At 34.7% G+C, this 18427-nt stretch carries 17 protein-coding genes and 1 other annotated feature; all 17 genes read left to right on the forward strand.

Translation table 11 applies throughout. The annotated features are described in order from the left end of the window. Positions 1-123: EF-Tu C-terminal domain-related protein (locus tag OCU55_RS23320; protein ID WP_486598820.1), on the forward strand; the 123-nt coding region annotated here is incomplete at its 5' end. 163 nt (positions 124-286) lie between these two features. After that, a complete protein-coding gene (rpmG, locus tag OCU55_RS23325; protein WP_128211257.1) occupies positions 287-436 on the forward strand; it encodes a 50S ribosomal protein L33 in 150 nt (49 codons plus the stop codon). Between the two features lie 36 nt (positions 437-472). Further along, positions 473-706: a preprotein translocase subunit SecE gene (gene secE / locus OCU55_RS23330; protein ID WP_261854663.1), complete on the forward strand. Its 234-nt coding sequence runs from the start codon at positions 473-475 to the stop codon at positions 704-706. A gap of 38 nt (positions 707-744) precedes the next feature. Further along, on the forward strand, positions 745-1266 hold the full coding sequence (nusG, locus tag OCU55_RS23335; RefSeq protein WP_183279224.1) for a transcription termination/antitermination protein NusG: 522 nt from the start codon (positions 745-747) through the stop codon (positions 1264-1266). A 72-nt stretch (positions 1267-1338) separates the two neighbouring features. Next, the gene (gene rplK, locus OCU55_RS23340; protein WP_261854664.1) at positions 1339-1764 is read left to right on the forward strand and encodes a 50S ribosomal protein L11; all 426 of its coding nucleotides are present in this window, start codon (positions 1339-1341) and stop codon (positions 1762-1764) included. Between the two features lie 57 nt (positions 1765-1821). Further along, a complete protein-coding gene (rplA, locus tag OCU55_RS23345; protein ID WP_261854665.1) occupies positions 1822-2511 on the forward strand; it encodes a 50S ribosomal protein L1 in 690 nt (229 codons plus the stop codon). A 43-nt stretch (positions 2512-2554) separates the two neighbouring features. After that, positions 2555-2682 (forward strand) — a sequence feature (ribosomal protein L10 leader region). 37 nt (positions 2683-2719) lie between these two features. After that, positions 2720-3223 carry a 50S ribosomal protein L10 gene (gene rplJ / locus OCU55_RS23350; protein WP_261854666.1) on the forward strand — a complete coding sequence of 168 codons (504 nt, stop codon included), beginning with the start codon at positions 2720-2722 and terminating at the stop codon, positions 3221-3223. Positions 3224-3276: 53 nt separating this feature from the next. Further along, the gene (gene rplL / locus OCU55_RS23355; RefSeq protein WP_206871108.1) at positions 3277-3636 is read left to right on the forward strand and encodes a 50S ribosomal protein L7/L12; all 360 of its coding nucleotides are present in this window, start codon (positions 3277-3279) and stop codon (positions 3634-3636) included. A 296-nt stretch (positions 3637-3932) separates the two neighbouring features. Beyond that, complete coding sequence (gene licT / locus OCU55_RS23360) at positions 3933-4784, forward strand: BglG family transcription antiterminator LicT (RefSeq protein WP_261854667.1); 852 nt, start codon at positions 3933-3935, stop codon at positions 4782-4784. Positions 4785-4933: 149 nt separating this feature from the next. Beyond that, complete coding sequence (ptsG, locus tag OCU55_RS23365) at positions 4934-6967, forward strand: glucose-specific PTS transporter subunit IIBC (RefSeq protein WP_261854668.1); 2034 nt, start codon at positions 4934-4936, stop codon at positions 6965-6967. Between the two features lie 454 nt (positions 6968-7421). Beyond that, positions 7422-11120, forward strand: coding sequence for a DNA-directed RNA polymerase subunit beta (gene rpoB / locus OCU55_RS23370; protein WP_261854669.1), 3699 nt, complete (start codon positions 7422-7424; stop codon positions 11118-11120). Positions 11121-11141: 21 nt separating this feature from the next. After that, positions 11142-14678 (forward strand): DNA-directed RNA polymerase subunit beta', encoded by a 3537-nt coding sequence (rpoC, locus tag OCU55_RS23375; protein WP_261854670.1) that lies wholly within the window; start codon positions 11142-11144, stop codon positions 14676-14678. Between the two features lie 154 nt (positions 14679-14832). Beyond that, on the forward strand, positions 14833-15072 hold the full coding sequence (locus OCU55_RS23380) for a ribosomal L7Ae/L30e/S12e/Gadd45 family protein (protein WP_261854671.1): 240 nt from the start codon (positions 14833-14835) through the stop codon (positions 15070-15072). A gap of 68 nt (positions 15073-15140) precedes the next feature. Continuing rightward, positions 15141-15518: a 30S ribosomal protein S12 gene (gene rpsL, locus OCU55_RS23385; protein WP_200267281.1), complete on the forward strand. Its 378-nt coding sequence runs from the start codon at positions 15141-15143 to the stop codon at positions 15516-15518. Between the two features lie 141 nt (positions 15519-15659). Next, positions 15660-16130: a 30S ribosomal protein S7 gene (gene rpsG / locus OCU55_RS23390; RefSeq protein ID WP_183279214.1), complete on the forward strand. Its 471-nt coding sequence runs from the start codon at positions 15660-15662 to the stop codon at positions 16128-16130. A 75-nt stretch (positions 16131-16205) separates the two neighbouring features. Continuing rightward, a complete protein-coding gene (gene fusA, locus OCU55_RS23395) occupies positions 16206-18269 on the forward strand; it encodes an elongation factor G (protein ID WP_261854672.1) in 2064 nt (687 codons plus the stop codon). Positions 18270-18315: 46 nt separating this feature from the next. Continuing rightward, positions 18316-18427 (forward strand): GTP-binding protein (locus OCU55_RS23400; RefSeq protein ID WP_261854617.1); only part of this gene is annotated, 112 nt, incomplete at its 3' end.

Here is an 18427-nt window from a genome sequence, read left to right on the forward strand (position 1 = left end):
GACCACATCGACATGAACGTTGAACTAATCACTCAAGTAGCGATGGATGAAGGATTAAGATTCGCTATAAGAGAAGGTGGAAGAACTGTAGGTTCAGGTGTTGTTACTAGCATTATCGGTTAAGATCATCTTATGTGAGGGCTGGGTTTAATACCTAGTCCTTTAAATAATCATGATTTCTTGACATGATACGCTATTTATGATAAGTTAATTGAGTAACAAACTCATTATAAAAAAAGAGTTTATTTTTTTATGCCCATTATTTATTTGACTGGAGGTGCAGATCATGAGAGTGAAAGTAACTTTAGCATGCACAGAATGTAAGCAAAGAAACTATAATTCAATGAAGAACAAGAAGAATGACCCAGATAGATTAGAAATGAAGAAATACTGCAAGTTCTGCAAGAAGCATACTCTTCATAGAGAGACAAAGTAATTAAATTTTACACACTTTGTTTAAGGATGTGAATTTATGGCTGTAAATGGGAAGATTAAACAGGTTGAAGCTAAAAAAGAAGCGGGCCTATTTAAGTTTTTAAGAGAGGTTAAGGCTGAAGTTAGTAGAATAACTTGGCCATCCAAAGACGAATTAAAGAAGGCGTTTATAGCAGTAGTGATTTTCGCTCTAGTATATATGGTACTAGTTGGCGGAGTAGACTTCATATTACAAAACCTCTTTGATTTACTTTTTAAACTTAAGAAATAAGAGGGAGGTTGGATGGACTTATATCCATCTGATAAATTATGAGTGAAAGAGCTAGATGGTACGTAGTACACACATATTCTGGCTATGAGAATAAGGTTAAAGCTAACCTTGAAAAAGCCATTGAAAACAGAAATCTTCAATCATTTATTCAAGACGTTCAAGTACCGATGGAAGAAGTAATTGAAGAAAAAGATGGTAAGCAAAAAGTAACTCAGAAGAAGAAGTTCCCAGGATATGTGTTAGTGAAAATGATGATGACTGATGACTCATGGTATGTAGTTAGAAATACTAGAGGAGTTACAGGATTCGTTGGACCTGGATCAAAACCAGTGCCGCTTACCGATGAAGAGGTAGAATCTATGGGAGTAAATGAAGCTCCAATAGAAATTAACTTAGAGGTAGGAGAATCAATTAGGATTGTTTCTGGTCCTTTAAAAGATTTTATGGCGACTATTCAAGAAATAAATCCGGAAAAGCACAAGGTTAAGGCCTTGGTTGATATGTTTGGCAGAGAGACTCTTGCTGAACTAGATTTCCATCAAGTTGAAAAATTAGATTAACAATCAGACTAACGTCTTAATCAAGTGGGAGGGCGTATGTCCGAAATTACCACAGTATAGGAGGAATAACTCATGGCTAAGAAAGTAACAGGAATGATTAAATTACAACTTCCTGCAGGAAAGGCAACACCAGCACCACCAGTTGGTCCAGCTTTAGGACAACACGGTGTAAACATTATGGGATTCTGTAAAGAGTTCAATGCAAAAACAGCTGATAAAGCTGGTCTTATAATACCAGTTGTTATTACTGTATATCAAGATAGATCTTTCAGCTTTATTCTTAAAACTCCTCCAGCTGCCGTTCTTATAAAGAAGGAGCTAGGATTAGAAAGCGGTTCAGGAGTACCAAACAGAACTAAAGTTGGTACGATAACAAAAGAACAAGTTAGAAAAATAGCTGAATTGAAGATGCCAGACTTAAACGCTGCATCAGTAGAAGCTGCTATGAGCATGATAGCAGGTACTGCTAGAAGCATGGGCGTAGTTGTAGAAGAATAATATTCACTTAATCGGTGGGAGGTACTTACCGTTAATACCACAAAGGAGGCTTATAAAATGGGTAAGAAGTACGTAGAAAGCGCAAAGTTAGTTGATAAGAGCGCGTTATATTCACCAGCAGAAGCTTTAGAATTATCAATAAAGACAGCTAAAGCTAAATTTGATGAAACTGTAGAAATTCATGTAAGATTAGGGGTTGACCCTAGACACGCTGACCAACAAGTTAGAGGAGCAGTTGTTCTTCCACACGGAACTGGTAAGACTGTTAAAGTATTAGTTTTTGCTAAAGGCGATAAAGCTAAAGAAGCAGAAGCTGCAGGAGCAGATTTCGTTGGAGCTGAAGAATTAGTTTCAAAGATCCAAGGCGAAAACTGGTTCGATTATGATGTAGTTGTAGCTACTCCAGATATGATGGGTGTTGTTGGTAGATTAGGTAGAGTTTTAGGACCTAAGGGATTAATGCCAAACCCTAAGTCAGGTACTGTAACATTTGATGTTGCTAAGGCTATTGCTGAAATTAAAGCTGGTAAGGTTGAATATAGAGTTGATAAAACTGCTATAGTTCACTGTCCAATAGGAAAGGCTTCATTCGGCGTAGAAAAGTTAGCAGATAACTTCCACACTTTAATGGAAGCTATTATAAAAGCTAAGCCATCAGCTGCAAAAGGACAATACGTTAAGTCAGTATCACTAGCAGCTACAATGGGACCTGGAGTTAAAGTTAACCCAACAAAAGTTTTAGAATAGTATTGACTTGATGATATTAATCTAGTATAATAATTTTTGTTGTTAAAAGAGAATAATATTTCCGTAGACAGTGGGTGCGTAAGCATAACGTAAAACAACCTGCCGAGGGTTCCAATACAGTGTTTGTAATGGTCTTTTCGTATCTACGGAAAGACCTTTCTTATTTATATAAAGCAGTTTTAGACTGTGAGGAGGTGGACACACAGTAATGAACAAGAATAGAGAATTAAAAGAAGCAAAAGTTGCTGAAATTAAAGAAAAGTTAGAAAAAGCTCAATCAGTTATTCTTTCAGACTATCAAGGTCTAACAGTTGAAGAAGATACTGAATTAAGAAAAGCATTAAGAGAAGCTGGTGTAGAATATAAGGTTTATAAAAACAGTATGGTAACATTAGCAGCTAAAGAGCTTGGCCATGAAGGTATAGTTCAATACTTAGAAGGGCCAGTTTCAATAGCATTCGGTTACGAAGATGTTACAGCTCCAGCAAGAATTTTAGCTGATTTTGCTAAAACTCATAAGAAACTTGAGCTTAAGGCTGGTATAGTTGATGGAGAAATATTTGATCAAGATAAGGTTAACCAACTTGCATCAATACCATCAAAAGAAGTTCTTATTGCAAAACTTCTTGGAAGCTTCAAGGCTCCAATATCAAACCTTGCTTACTTATTAAGTGCTATAAAAGACAAGAAAGAGGCAGAATCTGCTGAATAGTCTTTAAAAAACTAAACTATAAAATTAATTGAAAAATTTCGGAGGTGCGAATAATGAATAAGGAACAAATCATTGAAGCTATAAAGAATATGACTGTTTTAGAATTAAACGACTTAGTAAAGGCTTGCGAAGAAGAATTTGGAGTTAGTGCTGCTGCTCCAGTTGCTGCTGCTGGTGCTCCAGTTGCTGCTGCAGAAGAAAAGACTGAATTCGACGTAGTATTAGCTAGTGCTGGTTCAGAAAAGATAAAGGTTATAAAGGCTGTTAGAGAAATAACTGGTCTTGGATTAAAGGAAGCTAAGGAAATAGTTGACGGAGCTCCTAAGACACTTAAAGAAGGCGTTTCAAAGGAAGATGCTGAAGCTATGAAAGCTAAGTTATCTGAAGTTGGAGCTACTGTAGAAGTAAAGTAGTCTTTTAAGATAAAGACACTGCTTTAAGCGGTGTCTTTATCATTTAATATAACAATTGAAAAAGAAGTTGAGTGTTGTTGGTGATTACTGTATATGAAGCCATAAATATATATTGACAAGAAAAGTGTTAAATGGTATCTTTGTTTTGATGGGATGATTATATAGATATGGATTGTTACTGATAGGCAGGCAATACCTAAATTAAAGTGAACTATTAAAATATAATAGTTAATTTTAATTTAGGTATTTTATTGATTTAACTATTAAATAAGTTGGTATGGAAGTGGGGGGAATCTATGATCATTGAAAAAATATTGAATAACAATGTTGTGATTACTGTAGATCCCAAGACTAGACAGGAAAAAATCCTCATGGGAAGTGGATTAGCTTTTAAGAAAAAAGTAGGTCAAGAAATTGAGGATGACAAAATTGAGAAAATATTTATAATGGATAATCCTAATGACAGCAATAAGTTTAAAAAGTTGATAGAAGAAATTCCTATGGAGATTATACAGATAACAGGAGATATAGTAAAAGAAGCTGAAGAGCGATTGAATAGAAGCCTAGATAATCATATTTATGTTGCATTATCTGACCATATAGCTTTTTCTATAAAGCGTCTTGCAAACGATATAGTAGTTCAAAATAATTTATTAGTGGAAATAAAAAGAGTACATAGGGAAGAGTTTAAAATTGGACAATGGGCAGTAGGTTATATAAATGAAAAACTTAATGTTTCATTACCTTTAGATGAAGCTGGGTTCATTTCGCTTCATATAGTAAATGCAAGTTATACTGACAATATAGGAGAATCATATATTTTAACTAATGTTGTAAGGGATATTTTAAATATAATTAGATATCATTTTTCTACAGAATTTATAGAAGATGATTTAAATTATGATAGACTATTAACTCACTTAAAGTTTTTTGCTAAAAGAGTAATTATTGCTGAAAAGAATGAAAAAACAGATAGTGAATTCATAGATATAATTAAATTTAAATATAAAGACGCTTATAAGTGTTCATTAAAGATTAAAGCATTTATAGAAAGCAAATATAACTATGATGTTATTGAAGATGAGCTAGTATACCTAAGTTTACATATACATAGAGTGATAAATGTAATAAAAACTAAAATTGAATAGCAGAATTGCTACTGGGTGTGCAGGCAAGATCTAAGTTTATTGTAGCTCTAATTTGATTGATATCGTTTTAGAGGTTCGTTTGCAATAAACTTGGGTCTTTTATTGTTAAGTGATACATTCGTTAATATTACAATTTGAAAGGAGAAAAAATGAAAAAAATATTTGGAGTTTTACAACGTGTTGGAAAAGCGTTAATGCTTCCTGTAGCACTTCTTCCTGCAGCAGGGATATTACTTGCTTTTGGTAATATGTTTAGAAATCCTTCATTCTTAGAGAGGGTCCCAGCGTTAAATGCTCATTGGTTCCAGCTTATAGCATCAGTAATGGAGAATTCAGGTAGTGTAGTTTTTAATAATCTTGCACTATTATTCGCAGTTGGTGTTGCAGTCGGGTTAAGTGATGGAGAAGGTGTTGCTGGATTAGCTGCAATAGTTGGGTTCCTTATTATGAATATTACAATGGGAACTTTTCTTGGAGTTAGTGCAGATAGGTTAAAAGACCCAATGTACGCGAATGTATTGGGGACGCCAACGCTTCAAACAGGAGTTTTTGGTGGAATAATTATAGGCGTAGTAGCGTCTGTATTATATAAAAAATATTACAAGATTGAATTGCCATCATATTTAGGTTTCTTTGCGGGGAAAAGATTTGTACCAATAGTAACTGCAGCAATTTCGGTACTAATAGGACTTCTTATGACTTTGATATGGCCGCCTATACAACACGGTTTATTTGCGTTTTCAAGTGGAATGATCGACACGAATAAGACATTGGCGGCATTTATATTTGGAATAATTGAAAGAGCTTTAATACCTTTTGGCTTGCATCACATATTTTACAATCCATTCTGGTATCAGTTTGGTGAATACACAAATAAATCTGGACAGTTAGTGATGGGGGATCAAAATATATTTATGGCCCAGTTAAAGGATGGAGTTCCTTTTACTGCAGGTACTTTCATGACAGGTAAGTTTGTATTCATGATGTTTGGGCTTCCAGCAGCTGCATTAGCAATATATCAAGAAGCTAGACCTGAAAAGAAGGCAGTGATAGGCAGTATAATGGTTTCTGCTGCATTAACTTCATTCTTAACAGGTATAACAGAGCCATTAGAATTCTCGTTCTTATTCGTTGCGCCAGTGCTGTTTGGTATACACTGTATATTTGCAGGATTGTCATTTATGATAATGAATATATTAAATGTAAAGATAGGTATGACATTCTCAGGTGGAGTAATTGACTATATTCTATTTGGTGTTATTCCTAATAGAACACAATGGTGGTTAGTTATACCGGTAGGTTTAGTATTCTCGCTTATATATTATTTTGGATTTAGATTTGCGATAAGAAGGTTTGATTTAAAGACCCCAGGAAGGGAAATTGAAGATGACAATGTTACGTTTAATGGAGATGGTGATGATTTAGCTGCAGCGATTATTGCTGCACTTGGTAACAAAGAAAATATTAAGAATCTTGATGCTTGTATAACAAGATTGAGGGTTACAGTAAATGATATAAAAAAGGTTGATACCCATAGATTGAAGCGATTAGGTGCTGCAGGAGTTATGCATGTTGGTGACAATATTCAAGCTATATTTGGACCGATGTCAGATATAATAAAGTCACAGATAAGTGACATAATAGCTGGTAGAACAGTAATTAGGAATTTACCTAAGCAAAATACAGTTATTAATAAGGAAATAGAATTTAAAGAAGTTTCAAGTAATGATAGGATAGTAGTGCCTATATCAGGAAAGTTATTGGATCTAAGCGAAGTTCCGGATAATGTATTTGCATCAAGAATGATGGGTGATGGATTTGCTATAAATCCAACTGATGGATTAGTGGTTGCGCCTGTAGATGGTGTTGTGGAATCGATATTTCCAACTAAGCATGCATTAACCATGACTGCTTCAAATGGCAGGGAACTCCTAATTCATATAGGTATAGACACAATGAATTTAAAAGGAGAAGGATTTGAACTATTAGCAGAAGCAGGGCAAAAGGTTAAAAAGGGCGAATCTCTTTTAAAAGTAGATTTAGATTACATAAAGGCAAACGCCAAGTCTATAATCTCTCCTATAATATTTACTAATCTTTCTGAAGACGAAGCTGTAAGTTTAGCATATAACAAAGAAGTAGTAAATGGTGAAAAAAATGTAGTTTATATAGTTAAAAAATAATAATGTCAAATAGATAAGCCTAGAGTGAAAAAACTCTAGGTTTTCTTTTTAGAAAAATAAATTAAAGGTTATATTAATTTGTTAACTAAAATTTAATTTGATTAGTATTGAATGCAATATTAACATGTAATTATGTGTTAAGTTTCATAATTTAATAAAATTAGGGATTTACATTGGGAAAATGAATTAGCGCTATTGACAGAAAAATATTAGTAAATTTTGTTTGCAAAGTTATCATAAATACATTATAATGTATTTTTATAAATTTAATTGACAACTATTCAATGTTATGGTAGTATATTTAATTGCATTGAAATATAACTTTTCGTATATAAATTGGAAGGTTATGAATTAAATTATAAAATTTAGGCAAAATAATTAGATGCAGTGTATTAACTCCAATAGCATTTTTATGTTTATTGGTTATTTTAGTTTATACAAGGGGTGAAAGTTGATGGTACATCCTGTCCAAAATGGAAAAAGAACTAGAATGAGCTTTGGAAAGGTAAATGATGTTGCAGAAATGCCGAACCTAATTGAGGTACAATTAGATTCATACCAGTGGTTTTTAGATGAAGGTCTTCAAGAGGTATTTGATGACATAAATCCAATAGGAAACTTTACTGGCAATCTTGTACTTGAATTTGTAGGCTACAAACTTGATAGAGATAATATCAAGTACTCTGTAGAAGAGTGTAAAGAAAGAGATGCAACATTTGCTGCTCCGTTAAAGGTTGCAGTAAGGCTCCAGAATAAAGAAACTGGTGAAATAAAGGAACAAGAAGTTTTCATGGGTGATTTCCCATTGATGACTGAACAAGGTACATTTGTTATTAATGGTGCAGAAAGAGTTATAGTTTCACAATTGGTAAGATCTCCAGGAGTATACTATAATTTCGCTGTTGATAAAAGTGGTAAGAAACTTTATTCTTCAACAGTTATACCAAACAGAGGTGCTTGGTTAGAGTATGAAACAGACTCAAATGATATTATCTATGTAAGAATAGATAAGACAAGAAAATTACCAATAACAATCTTAGCAAGAGCTATGGGTTTTGGAAGCGATCAAGAACTTGTTGAATACTTTGGCGAAGATGAAAGATTTAAAGCTAGTATTGAAAAAGACAATACTAAGACAAAAGAAGAAGCTTTACTAGAAATATACAAGAGACTAAGACCAGGTGAACCACCAACTGTTGATAGTGCAGTATCACTTATAGATTCATTGTTCTTTGATGCAAAGAGATATGATTTATCAAGAGTAGGTAGATACAAGTTTAATAAGAAGTTAGCAATTAACTTAAGAGTAGCAAATCAAATTGCTGCTAGTGATATTGTTAATCCTGAAACTGGTGAGGTTTTAGTTTCAAAGAATGAAAAGATATCAAGAGCTAAGGCAGAAGAGATTCAAGATTCAGGAATTAATGCAGTTGATATTATTGTTGATGACAAAGTAATTAGAGTAATAGGTAATCACTTTGTTAACATACATAAACAATTCAACTTTAACACTGATGATTTGAATATTAGAGAATTAGTTCATTACCCAACTTTAAAAGAGATTAAAGATAACTATTCAGATGAAGAGTCTATAAAGGCAGCTATAAAGAAAAACATAAATAAACTTATACCTAAGCATATTGTAAGAGATGATATATTTGCTACAATAAGCTATGAGCTTGGTTTAGCTTGGGGTGTAGGTTATGTTGATGACATAGACCACTTAGGAAATAGAAGACTTAGATCTGTTGGTGAATTACTACAAAACCAATTTAGAATTGGTCTTTCAAGAATGGAAAGAGTAGTAAAAGAAAGAATGACTATACAAGATCAAGAAGGCTTAACTCCAGGTGGATTAATAAATATAAGACCTGTAGCAGCGGCTATTAAAGAGTTCTTTGGTAGTTCACAGCTTTCTCAATTCATGGATCAAACAAATCCTCTTTCAGAGTTAACTCATAAGAGAAGACTTTCAGCTCTTGGACCAGGAGGTCTTTCAAGAGAAAGAGCTGGATTTGAAGTAAGAGACGTTCATCATTCTCATTATGGTAGAATGTGTCCTATAGAAACTCCAGAAGGACCAAATATAGGTCTTATAAACTCACTTGCTACCTTTGCAAGAGTTAATGAGTATGGATTTATAGAAACTCCTTATAGAGTTGTAAACAAAGAAACAGGAAAAGCTACAGATGAAATAAGATATTTCACTGCAGATGAAGAAGATCAATACCTAGTTGCTCAAGCAAAGGAACCTATAGATGAAGAAGGAAACTTTGTTGATAAAAGAGTAACAGTAAGAGAAAAGGGAGAAGTTTTAGTTGTCCCTAGAGAAGAAGTTGACTTAGTAGATGTTTCTGCAAGGCAGATAGTTTCAGTTGCTACTGCAATGATACCATTCTTGGAAAATGATGATGCTTCAAGAGCACTTATGGGATCAAACATGCAACGTCAGGCGGTTCCACTTTTAAAACCTGCTGCTCCTGTAGTTGGTACGGGAATAGAGTTTAAAGCAGCAGTAGACTCAGGTGTTCTACCTAAGGCTAGAAACGCTGGTGAAGCTATATACGTAAGTGCAAATGAAATTAGAATAAAGAGAGATTCCGATGGTGGAATAGATACTTACAGACTTCTTAAGTTTAAGAGAAGTAACCAAGGTACTTGTATAAATCAAAGACCTATAATCTCAAAGGGAGAGAAGATAGCTAAGAATGCAGTATTAGCAGATGGACCTTCTACAGATCTTGGAGAAATAGCTCTAGGAAAGAATATAAGAATTGGTTTCATAACTTGGGAAGGATATAACTATGAAGATGCTATGCTTATTTCTGAAGAATTAGTGAGAGAAGATGTCTTTACTTCAATTCATATAGAAGAATATGAATGCGAAGCTAGAGATACTAAGCTAGGACCTGAAGAAATAACTAGAGATATACCAAACGTAGGAGAAGATGCTTTAAAGGATCTTGATGACAGAGGAATAATAAGAATAGGTGCTGAAGTTAGATCAGGTGATATTCTTGTTGGTAAGGTAACACCTAAGGGTGAAACTGAACTTACTGCTGAAGAAAGATTACTTAGAGCTATATTTGGTGAAAAAGCTAGAGAAGTTAGAGATACTTCATTAAGAGTTCCTCACGGAGAAGCTGGTATAATAGTAGACGTTAAAGTCTTTACAAGAGAAAATGGAGATGAATTGCCTCCAGGAGTAAATGAACTTGTAAGATGTTATATCGCTCAAAAGAGAAAGATATCAGTTGGTGACAAGATGGCTGGTAGACATGGTAATAAAGGGGTTATCTCTAGAGTATTACCTGAAGAAGATATGCCATTCTTACCAGATGGAAGACCACTTCAGATTTGTTTGAACCCTCTAGGAGTTCCTTCACGTATGAATATAGGTCAGGTACTAGAAGTTCATTTAGGATGGGCTGCATCTAGATTAGGTTGGCATATATCAACTCCTGTATTTGATGGTGCTACTGAAACTGATATAGAAGATTGTTTAGAACAAGCAGGATACAACAGAAATGGAAAGACAAAACTTAGAGATGGTAGAACCGGAGATGAGTTTGATAATGAAGTTACTGTTGGAATAATGTATATATTAAAACTTGCCCATTTAGTTGATGATAAGATACATGCTAGATCAACAGGGCCATATTCTTTGGTTACACAACAGCCACTAGGTGGTAAAGCTCAGTTCGGAGGCCAAAGATTTGGTGAAATGGAAGTTTGGGCATTAGAAGCTTATGGTGCTGCTCATACACTTCAGGAAATCTTAACAGTTAAGTCAGATGATGTTGTAGGTAGAGTTAAGACTTACGAATCAATCGTTAAAGGTGAAAATATTCCTGAGCCAGGTGTACCAGAATCATTTAAGGTTCTAATCAAAGAATTACAAGCTTTATGTTTAGACGTTAGAGTTTTAAATGATGATAAAGAAGAGGTTAAGCTTAAAGAACTTGTAGATGAAGATATAGAAGAATTAGAAGTAAATATAGAAGGTACTGAAGATATAGTGCCACAAACTCCAGATGTCGACGATAGTTATACTAGCGCTGAAGAGTCTGAAGAAGATATAGATTACGATAGTTTAGATTTTGATGAATTCAATACAGACTTAGAACTTGATGATTTCAATGATGAACACTAAAAGTGAAGGGAGGATATACCCTTGTTTGAGTTAAATAATTTTGACGCTTTACAAATAGGATTGGCATCTCCAGAGCAGATAAGAGAATGGTCTAGAGGTGAAGTAAAAAAACCTGAAACTATAAACTATAGAACGCTAAAGCCAGAAAGAGATGGTTTGTTCTGTGAAAGAATATTTGGACCGCAAAAAGACTGGGAATGTCATTGTGGTAAGTATAAGAGAGTTAGATATAAAGGTATTGTTTGTGATAGATGTGGTGTTGAGGTTACCAAAGCTAAGGTTAGAAGAGAGAGAATGGGGCATATAGAACTTGCTGCCCCAGTATCTCACATTTGGTACTTTAAAGGAATACCATCTAGAATGGGATTAATACTTGATATGTCCCCAAGAGCATTAGAAAAAGTTTTATACTTTGCATCTTATATAGTTATAGATCCAAAGGAAACACCACTATTGAAGAAACAACTTCTAAATGAAAAAGAATATAGAGAAGCTGTAGATAAATATGGTGAAGAAAGCTTTGTTGCAGGAATGGGTGCTGAAGCAGTTAAGGATTTATTAGCTGAAATTGATTTAGAAAGATCATCAGTTGAGCTAAAGGAAGAATTAAAAACAAGCACTGGACAAAAAAGAGTTAGAGTTATAAGAAGACTTGAAGTTATAGAATCATTCAGAAAATCAGGAAACCATCCTGAGTGGATGATTGTTGATGTGATTCCAGTTATACCTCCAGATTTAAGACCAATGGTTCAATTAGATGGGGGAAGATTTGCAACATCTGACTTAAATGATCTTTATAGAAGAGTTATTAACAGAAATAACAGACTTAAGAAGTTATTAGATCTTGGAGCACCTGATATAATTGTTAGAAATGAAAAGAGAATGCTTCAAGAAGCTGTTGATGCTTTAATAGATAACGGTAGAAGAGGAAGACCAGTAACTGGTCCTGGAAACAGACCTCTAAAATCTTTATCAGATATGCTAAAAGGTAAGCAAGGTAGATTTAGACAAAATCTACTTGGTAAGAGAGTTGACTACTCAGGAAGATCTGTTATAGTTGTTGGACCTGAACTTAAGATGTACCAATGCGGACTTCCTAAGGAAATGGCTCTAGAATTATTTAAGCCTTTTGTAATGAAAAAGCTAGTTCAAGATGGAGTGGCTCACAATATAAAGAGTGCAAAGAGAATGGTAGAAAGAGTAATGCCTCAAGTATGGGATGTACTTGAAGATGTAATTGCAGATCATCCAGTGTTGCTTAACCGTGCTCCGACTCTTCATAGACTTGGAATTCAAGCTTTCCAACCTGTACTTGTAGAAGGTAGAGCTATAAAGCTTCACCCACTTGTATGTACAGCATATAATGCAGACTTTGATGGAGACCAAATGGCTGTCCATGTTCCTTTATCAGTAGAAGCTCAAGCAGAAGCAAGATTCTTAATGCTTGCTGCTGGAAACATACTTAAGCCATCAGACGGTAAGCCGGTATCCGTTCCTACACAGGATATGGTATTAGGTTCATACTATCTAACAATGGATAAGGATGGAGCTCTAGGAGAAGGTAGACATTTTGCATCAGTTGAAGAAGCTATAATGGCTTACCAAGTAAAAGAAATAGAAATCCATGCAAAGATATTTGTAAGAATGTCTAAGGTTGTGGATGGAGTTAAAAAATCTGGTAGCATTTATACTACTGTTGGTAAAATAATATTCAATGAATCTATACCTCAAGATTTAGGCTTTGTTGATAGAACTAATCCAGCAGATGAATTTAACCTAGAAGTTGATTTCTTGATAACAAAAAAATCACTAGGAAAAATTATAGATGCTTGTTATATGGTTCATGGTCCAACAAAGACATCTGTTATGCTTGATAAAATAAAGGCACAAGGATATCACTATTCAACAATAGGAGCTATAACAGTAGCTGCATCGGATATGATAGTACCAGATGCCAAGTATGAACTTTTAAGAGAAACAGATGAAACAATTGAAAAGATAGAGAAGATGTATAGAAGAGGATTCATATCTGAAGAAGAAAGATATGAAAGAGTTATAGAAAAATGGACTAAGACAACTGAAGAAGTTGCGAATGCTCTTATGGATAGTTTGGATAAATTCAATCCGATATTCATGATGGCTGACTCAGGAGCCAGAGGATCTAAATCTCAGATTAAGCAGCTTGCTGGTATGAGAGGACTTATGGCAAGTCCATCAGGTAAAATTATAGAATTACCAATTAGAGCTTCTTTTAGAGAAGGTCTAGATGTATCAGAATACTTTATATCTACTCACGGTGCTAGAAAAGGTAATGCCGATACAGCTCTTAAGACTGCTGACTCAGGATACTTAACAAGAAGACTTGTTGACGTAAGCCAAGATGTTATAGTAAGACATGAGGACTGTGGCACTGAAGAAGGTTTATATGTAAGTGAGATAAAAGATGGTAATGAAATAATCGAAACCATTAAAGAAAGAATTGTTGGAAGATATATAGCAGAAGATATAATTAATCCAGCAACTAAAGAACTTATAGTTCCTGCACAAACTTATATTGAAAATGATATGGCAGATAAGATTGTTGCTGCTGGAGTTAATAAAATAAAAATTAGATCTGTATTTACATGTAAAGCTAAAGTTGGAGTTTGCGCTAGATGTTATGGTATGAACATGGCGACTGCACAAAAGATCAACATTGGTGAAGCTGTAGGTATAGTAGCAGCTCAATCAATAGGTGAGCCTGGTACACAGCTTACAATGAGAACATTCCATACTGGTGGAGTTGTTGGAGCAGATATAACTCAAGGTCTTCCTAGAGTTGAAGAATTGTTCGAAGCAAGAAAGCCAAAGGGATTAGCAATAGTAAGTGAAATAGCAGGTACTGCAAGAGTAGAAGAAACAAAGAAGAAGAGAACCGTTATAGTAACTTCAAATGAAGGTGAAGAATATAGCTACGATATACCATTTGGATCAAGACTTAAGGTTTCAGATGGAAGCGTAGTAGAAGCCGGCGATGAAGTTACAGAAGGTTCAGTAAATCCACATGATGTTATGGCAATTAAGGGTGTGGATGGAGCTAGACAATATCTTCTAAATGAAGTTCAAAAAGTTTATAGACTACAAGGTGTTGATATCAACGATAAGCATCTAGAAGTAGTTGTTAGACAGATGACAAGAAAAGTTAAAATAACTGAATCTGGAGATACTGAACTTCTTCCAGGTACATTAATAGATATGTTTGATTTTGATGGTGAAAATGAAAGAGTTCAAGCTTTTGGAGGAGAATTAGCTCAAGGAGAGAAAGTTCTTCTTGGTATAACAAAAGCAGCTCTTGCAACAGACAGCTTCTTATCTGCAGCATCATTCCAAGAAACTACTAGAGTTCTAACTGATGCAGCTATAAAAGGTAAGATTGATCCATTACTTGGATTAAAGGAAAATGTAATAATTGGTAAACTAATTCCTGCTGGTACTGGTATGATGAGGTACAGATCAGTAAAACTAAGCACAGAGAGCAGTTTAGCTGAAAAAGAGACTGCAAATGCTTTGGAAGAGTAGTAATTAATTATATTGACAGTAAAATTGATAGATGATACAATACAATTTGTGTGATTTAGCATAATTCTACAAGATTAACTTGTCTACATGATAGCATTGAGGTAAAGTTTGATGCTTTACCTCGGTGTTACTGTTTATTAGGGAGGTAATTTTCATGATAGACAGACTTTTAGGTAAGAAAGTTATAGGCACTAAGCAATGTATCAAATCCATGAGAAGTGGAGAAGGAAAAACACTATATATAGCTAAAGATGCTGAACAAAAGTTAGTTAATCCAATAGTGGATTTGGCTAGAGAGCATGGTGTTGAAGTAAAGTATATTAATACAATGAAGGAACTTGGTCGTATGTGTGGTATAGAAGTAGGTTCTGCTGCTACACTTATGCTAGAATGACCTAAAGTAACTTAGCGAACACCTAATATTTATATAGATAGTTCAAAAACTTTCAGGAGGTGAAATGAATGCCAACTATTAGCCAATTAGTAAGAAAAGGCAGAAAGACACTAGCAACCAAATCAACTGCACCAGCACTAAAGGAATGTCCTCAAAAAAGAGGAGTTTGTACTGTTGTTAAAACAACTACTCCAAAGAAGCCTAACTCAGCGCTTAGAAAAGTTGCAAGAGTTAGATTAACTAATGGATATGAAGTTACAGCTTACATTCCAGGTGTTGGCCACAACTTACAAGAGCACAGCGTTGTTCTTATAAGAGGTGGAAGAGTTAAGGATCTTCCTGGTGTTAGATACCACATAGTTAGAGGAGCATTAGACTCAGCTGGAGTAGCTAACAGAATGCAGTCAAGATCAAAATATGGTGCTAAGAGACCAAAGCAAAAATAATTTTTGCTGACAGTGCTATGTCTTCAGCATTTACATAGATTTATAAAAGTTTATTTAGATAGCAGAAGTCAAAGCGCTTTACGGTATTAATTTACCGAGTACCGATGAACTTAAAATTAAATTGTTAAGGAGGGAAGAAAAGTGCCAAGAAAAGGACATATTGCAAAGAGAGATGTATTAGCAGATCCAGTTTACAACTCAAAGGTTGTAACTAAGCTAATAAACAGTGTTATGGAAGATGGTAAAAAAGGAGTAGCTCAAAAAATATGCTACGACGCATTTGAAATCATGGCTCAAAGAACTGGCAAGGAAGCTATTGAAGTTTTTGAAACAGCTATGAATAACATCATGCCATTACTTGAGGTAAAGGCTAGAAGAATAGGTGGAGCAAACTACCAAGTTCCGATAGAAGTTAGACCTGAAAGAAGACAGACTCTAGCGCTTAGATGGTTACTTGCAGCTTCAAATAACAGAGGCGAAAAGTACATGAGAGAAAGATTAGCTAACGAGCTTTTAGACGCAGCTAATAATACTGGAGCAGCTGTTAAGAAGAGAGAAGATATGCATAGAATGGCTGAGGCTAACAAAGCATTCGCTCATTACAGATACTAATCATAAAACTGTTTTGGCTTGTGCCAAAGCAGTTTTGTCGAATTTATAACATAAATCGAGAGGAGGAAATGTTTCATGGCTAGAAAGTTTTCGTTAGAAAAATTCCGTAACTTCGGAATAATGGCGCATATAGATGCTGGTAAGACAACAACTACTGAGCGTATATTATTCTATACTGGGAAAAGTCATAAAATAGGTGAAGTTCATGAAGGTGCAGCTACTATGGACTGGATGGTTCAAGAACAAGAAAGAGGTATAACAATTACTTCTGCTGCTACAACATGTGTATGGAAAGATCATGAATTAAATATAATAGATACACCAGGACACGTAGATTTTACAATAGAGGTTGAAAGATCTCTTAGAGTACTTGATGGTGCTGTAACTGTTCTAGATGCAAAATCAGGTGTTGAACCTCAAACTGAAACTGTATGGAGACAGGCAGATAAGTATGGAGTTCCAAGAATGATTTATGTAAACAAGATGGATGCAACTGGAGCAGATTTCTTCAGATGTATTAATACAGTTAGAGATAGATTGAAAGCTAATGCTGTTCCAATACAAATACCAGTTGGATCAGAAGAAAACTTTAAAGGAATAATAGATCTTTTGAAGAATAAGGCTGAAGTTTACTATGATGATCTTGGAAAAGATGTAAGAGAAGAAGATATTCCAGCAGAATTAGCAGATCAAGCAGAAGAATATAGAGCTGCAATGGTTGAAGCTATAGCTGAAACTGATGAAGAATTAATGATGAAATACCTTGAAGGTGAAGAAATAACTGCAGAAGAGTTAAAAGTAGCTTTAAGAAAAGCTACTATAGCTAATCAAATAGTACCATGTATATGTGGTTCTTCATACAAAAATAAGGGTGTTCAATTAATGATTGATGGAGTTGTTGATTACTTACCATCACCATTAGATATACCTCCAGTTCAAGGAACAAGCTTAGAAGGCGAAGCTGATTCAAGAGAAGCATCAGATGATGTTCCTATGTCAGCACTTGCATTTAAGATAGCTACTGACCCATTCGTTGGTAAGTTAGCATTTACTAGAATTTATTCTGGTGTTATGAAGAGTGGTACATATGTACTTAACTCAACTAAGAATAAGAAAGAAAGAATTGGTAGACTTGTTAAGATGCATGCTAATTCTAGAGAAGAAGTTGAAGAGTTAGAAGCTGGTGAATTAGGAGCAGTTATCGGTTTGAAGAACACTACAACTGGTGATACTTTATGTGATGAAGATAGACCAATAGTTCTTGAGTCTATGGAATTCCCAGAACCAGTTATAAATGTTGCTATAGAACCAAAGACAAAAGCAGGTCAAGAAAAGATGGGCTTAGCTCTTGCAAAACTTGCAGAAGAAGATCCATCATTCAGAACTTACACAAACCAAGAAACAGGTCAAACAATTATAGCTGGTATGGGTGAACTACATCTTGAAATTATAGTTGATAGACTTACAAGAGAATTCAAGGTTGAATGTAATGTAGGTGCTCCTCAAGTTGCTTACAAGGAAACAATTAGAGCTGCTGTTAAAGCAGAAGCTAAGTATGCTAAGCAATCAGGTGGTAAAGGACAATACGGTCATTGCGTTATTGAAATGGAACCAACTGAAGGAGAATACAAGTTTGAAAATGGTGTTGTTGGAGGAGCTATTCCAAGAGAATATATCCCAGCTATCGACAATGGTATTCAAGAAGCATCTAAGAATGGTATTATAGCTGGATACCCAGTTATAAACTTCAAGGTAAAAGTAGTTCATGGATCATACCATGAAGTTGACTCATCTGAAATGGCATTTAAGATCGCTGGATCTATGGCATTCAAGAATGCTATGGCTAAAGCAAACCCAGTATTACTTGAGCCTTCAATGAAGGTTGAAGTTACTATGCCAGAAGAGTACATGGGAGATGTTATGGGTGACCTTAACTCAAGAAGAGGAAGAATCGAAGGAATGGAAGCTTTAAATGGAGCTCAAGTTATCAGAGCATTCGTTCCACTTTCAGAGATGTTTGGTTATGCTACAACTCTAAGATCAAGAACTCAAGGTAGAGGAACTTACACTATGGTATTCGATCATTATGAAGAAGTACCAAAGAGCATTCAAGAACAAATAGCAGGTAAAAAAGCTTAATAGATAGCTTAATTATATAAAAGTTATTTTAAGGAGGAATTCAAAAATGGCAAAGTCTAAATTTGAAAGAAATAAGCCACACGTAAATATCGGAACAATAGGACACGTAGACCACGGTAAGACAACATTAACAGCTGCAATAACATCAGTATTAGCAA

It is taken from the genome of Clostridium folliculivorans (genome assembly GCF_024341905.1).
GTDB classification, from domain to species: domain Bacteria; phylum Bacillota; class Clostridia; order Clostridiales; family Clostridiaceae; genus Clostridium_AR; species Clostridium_AR folliculivorans.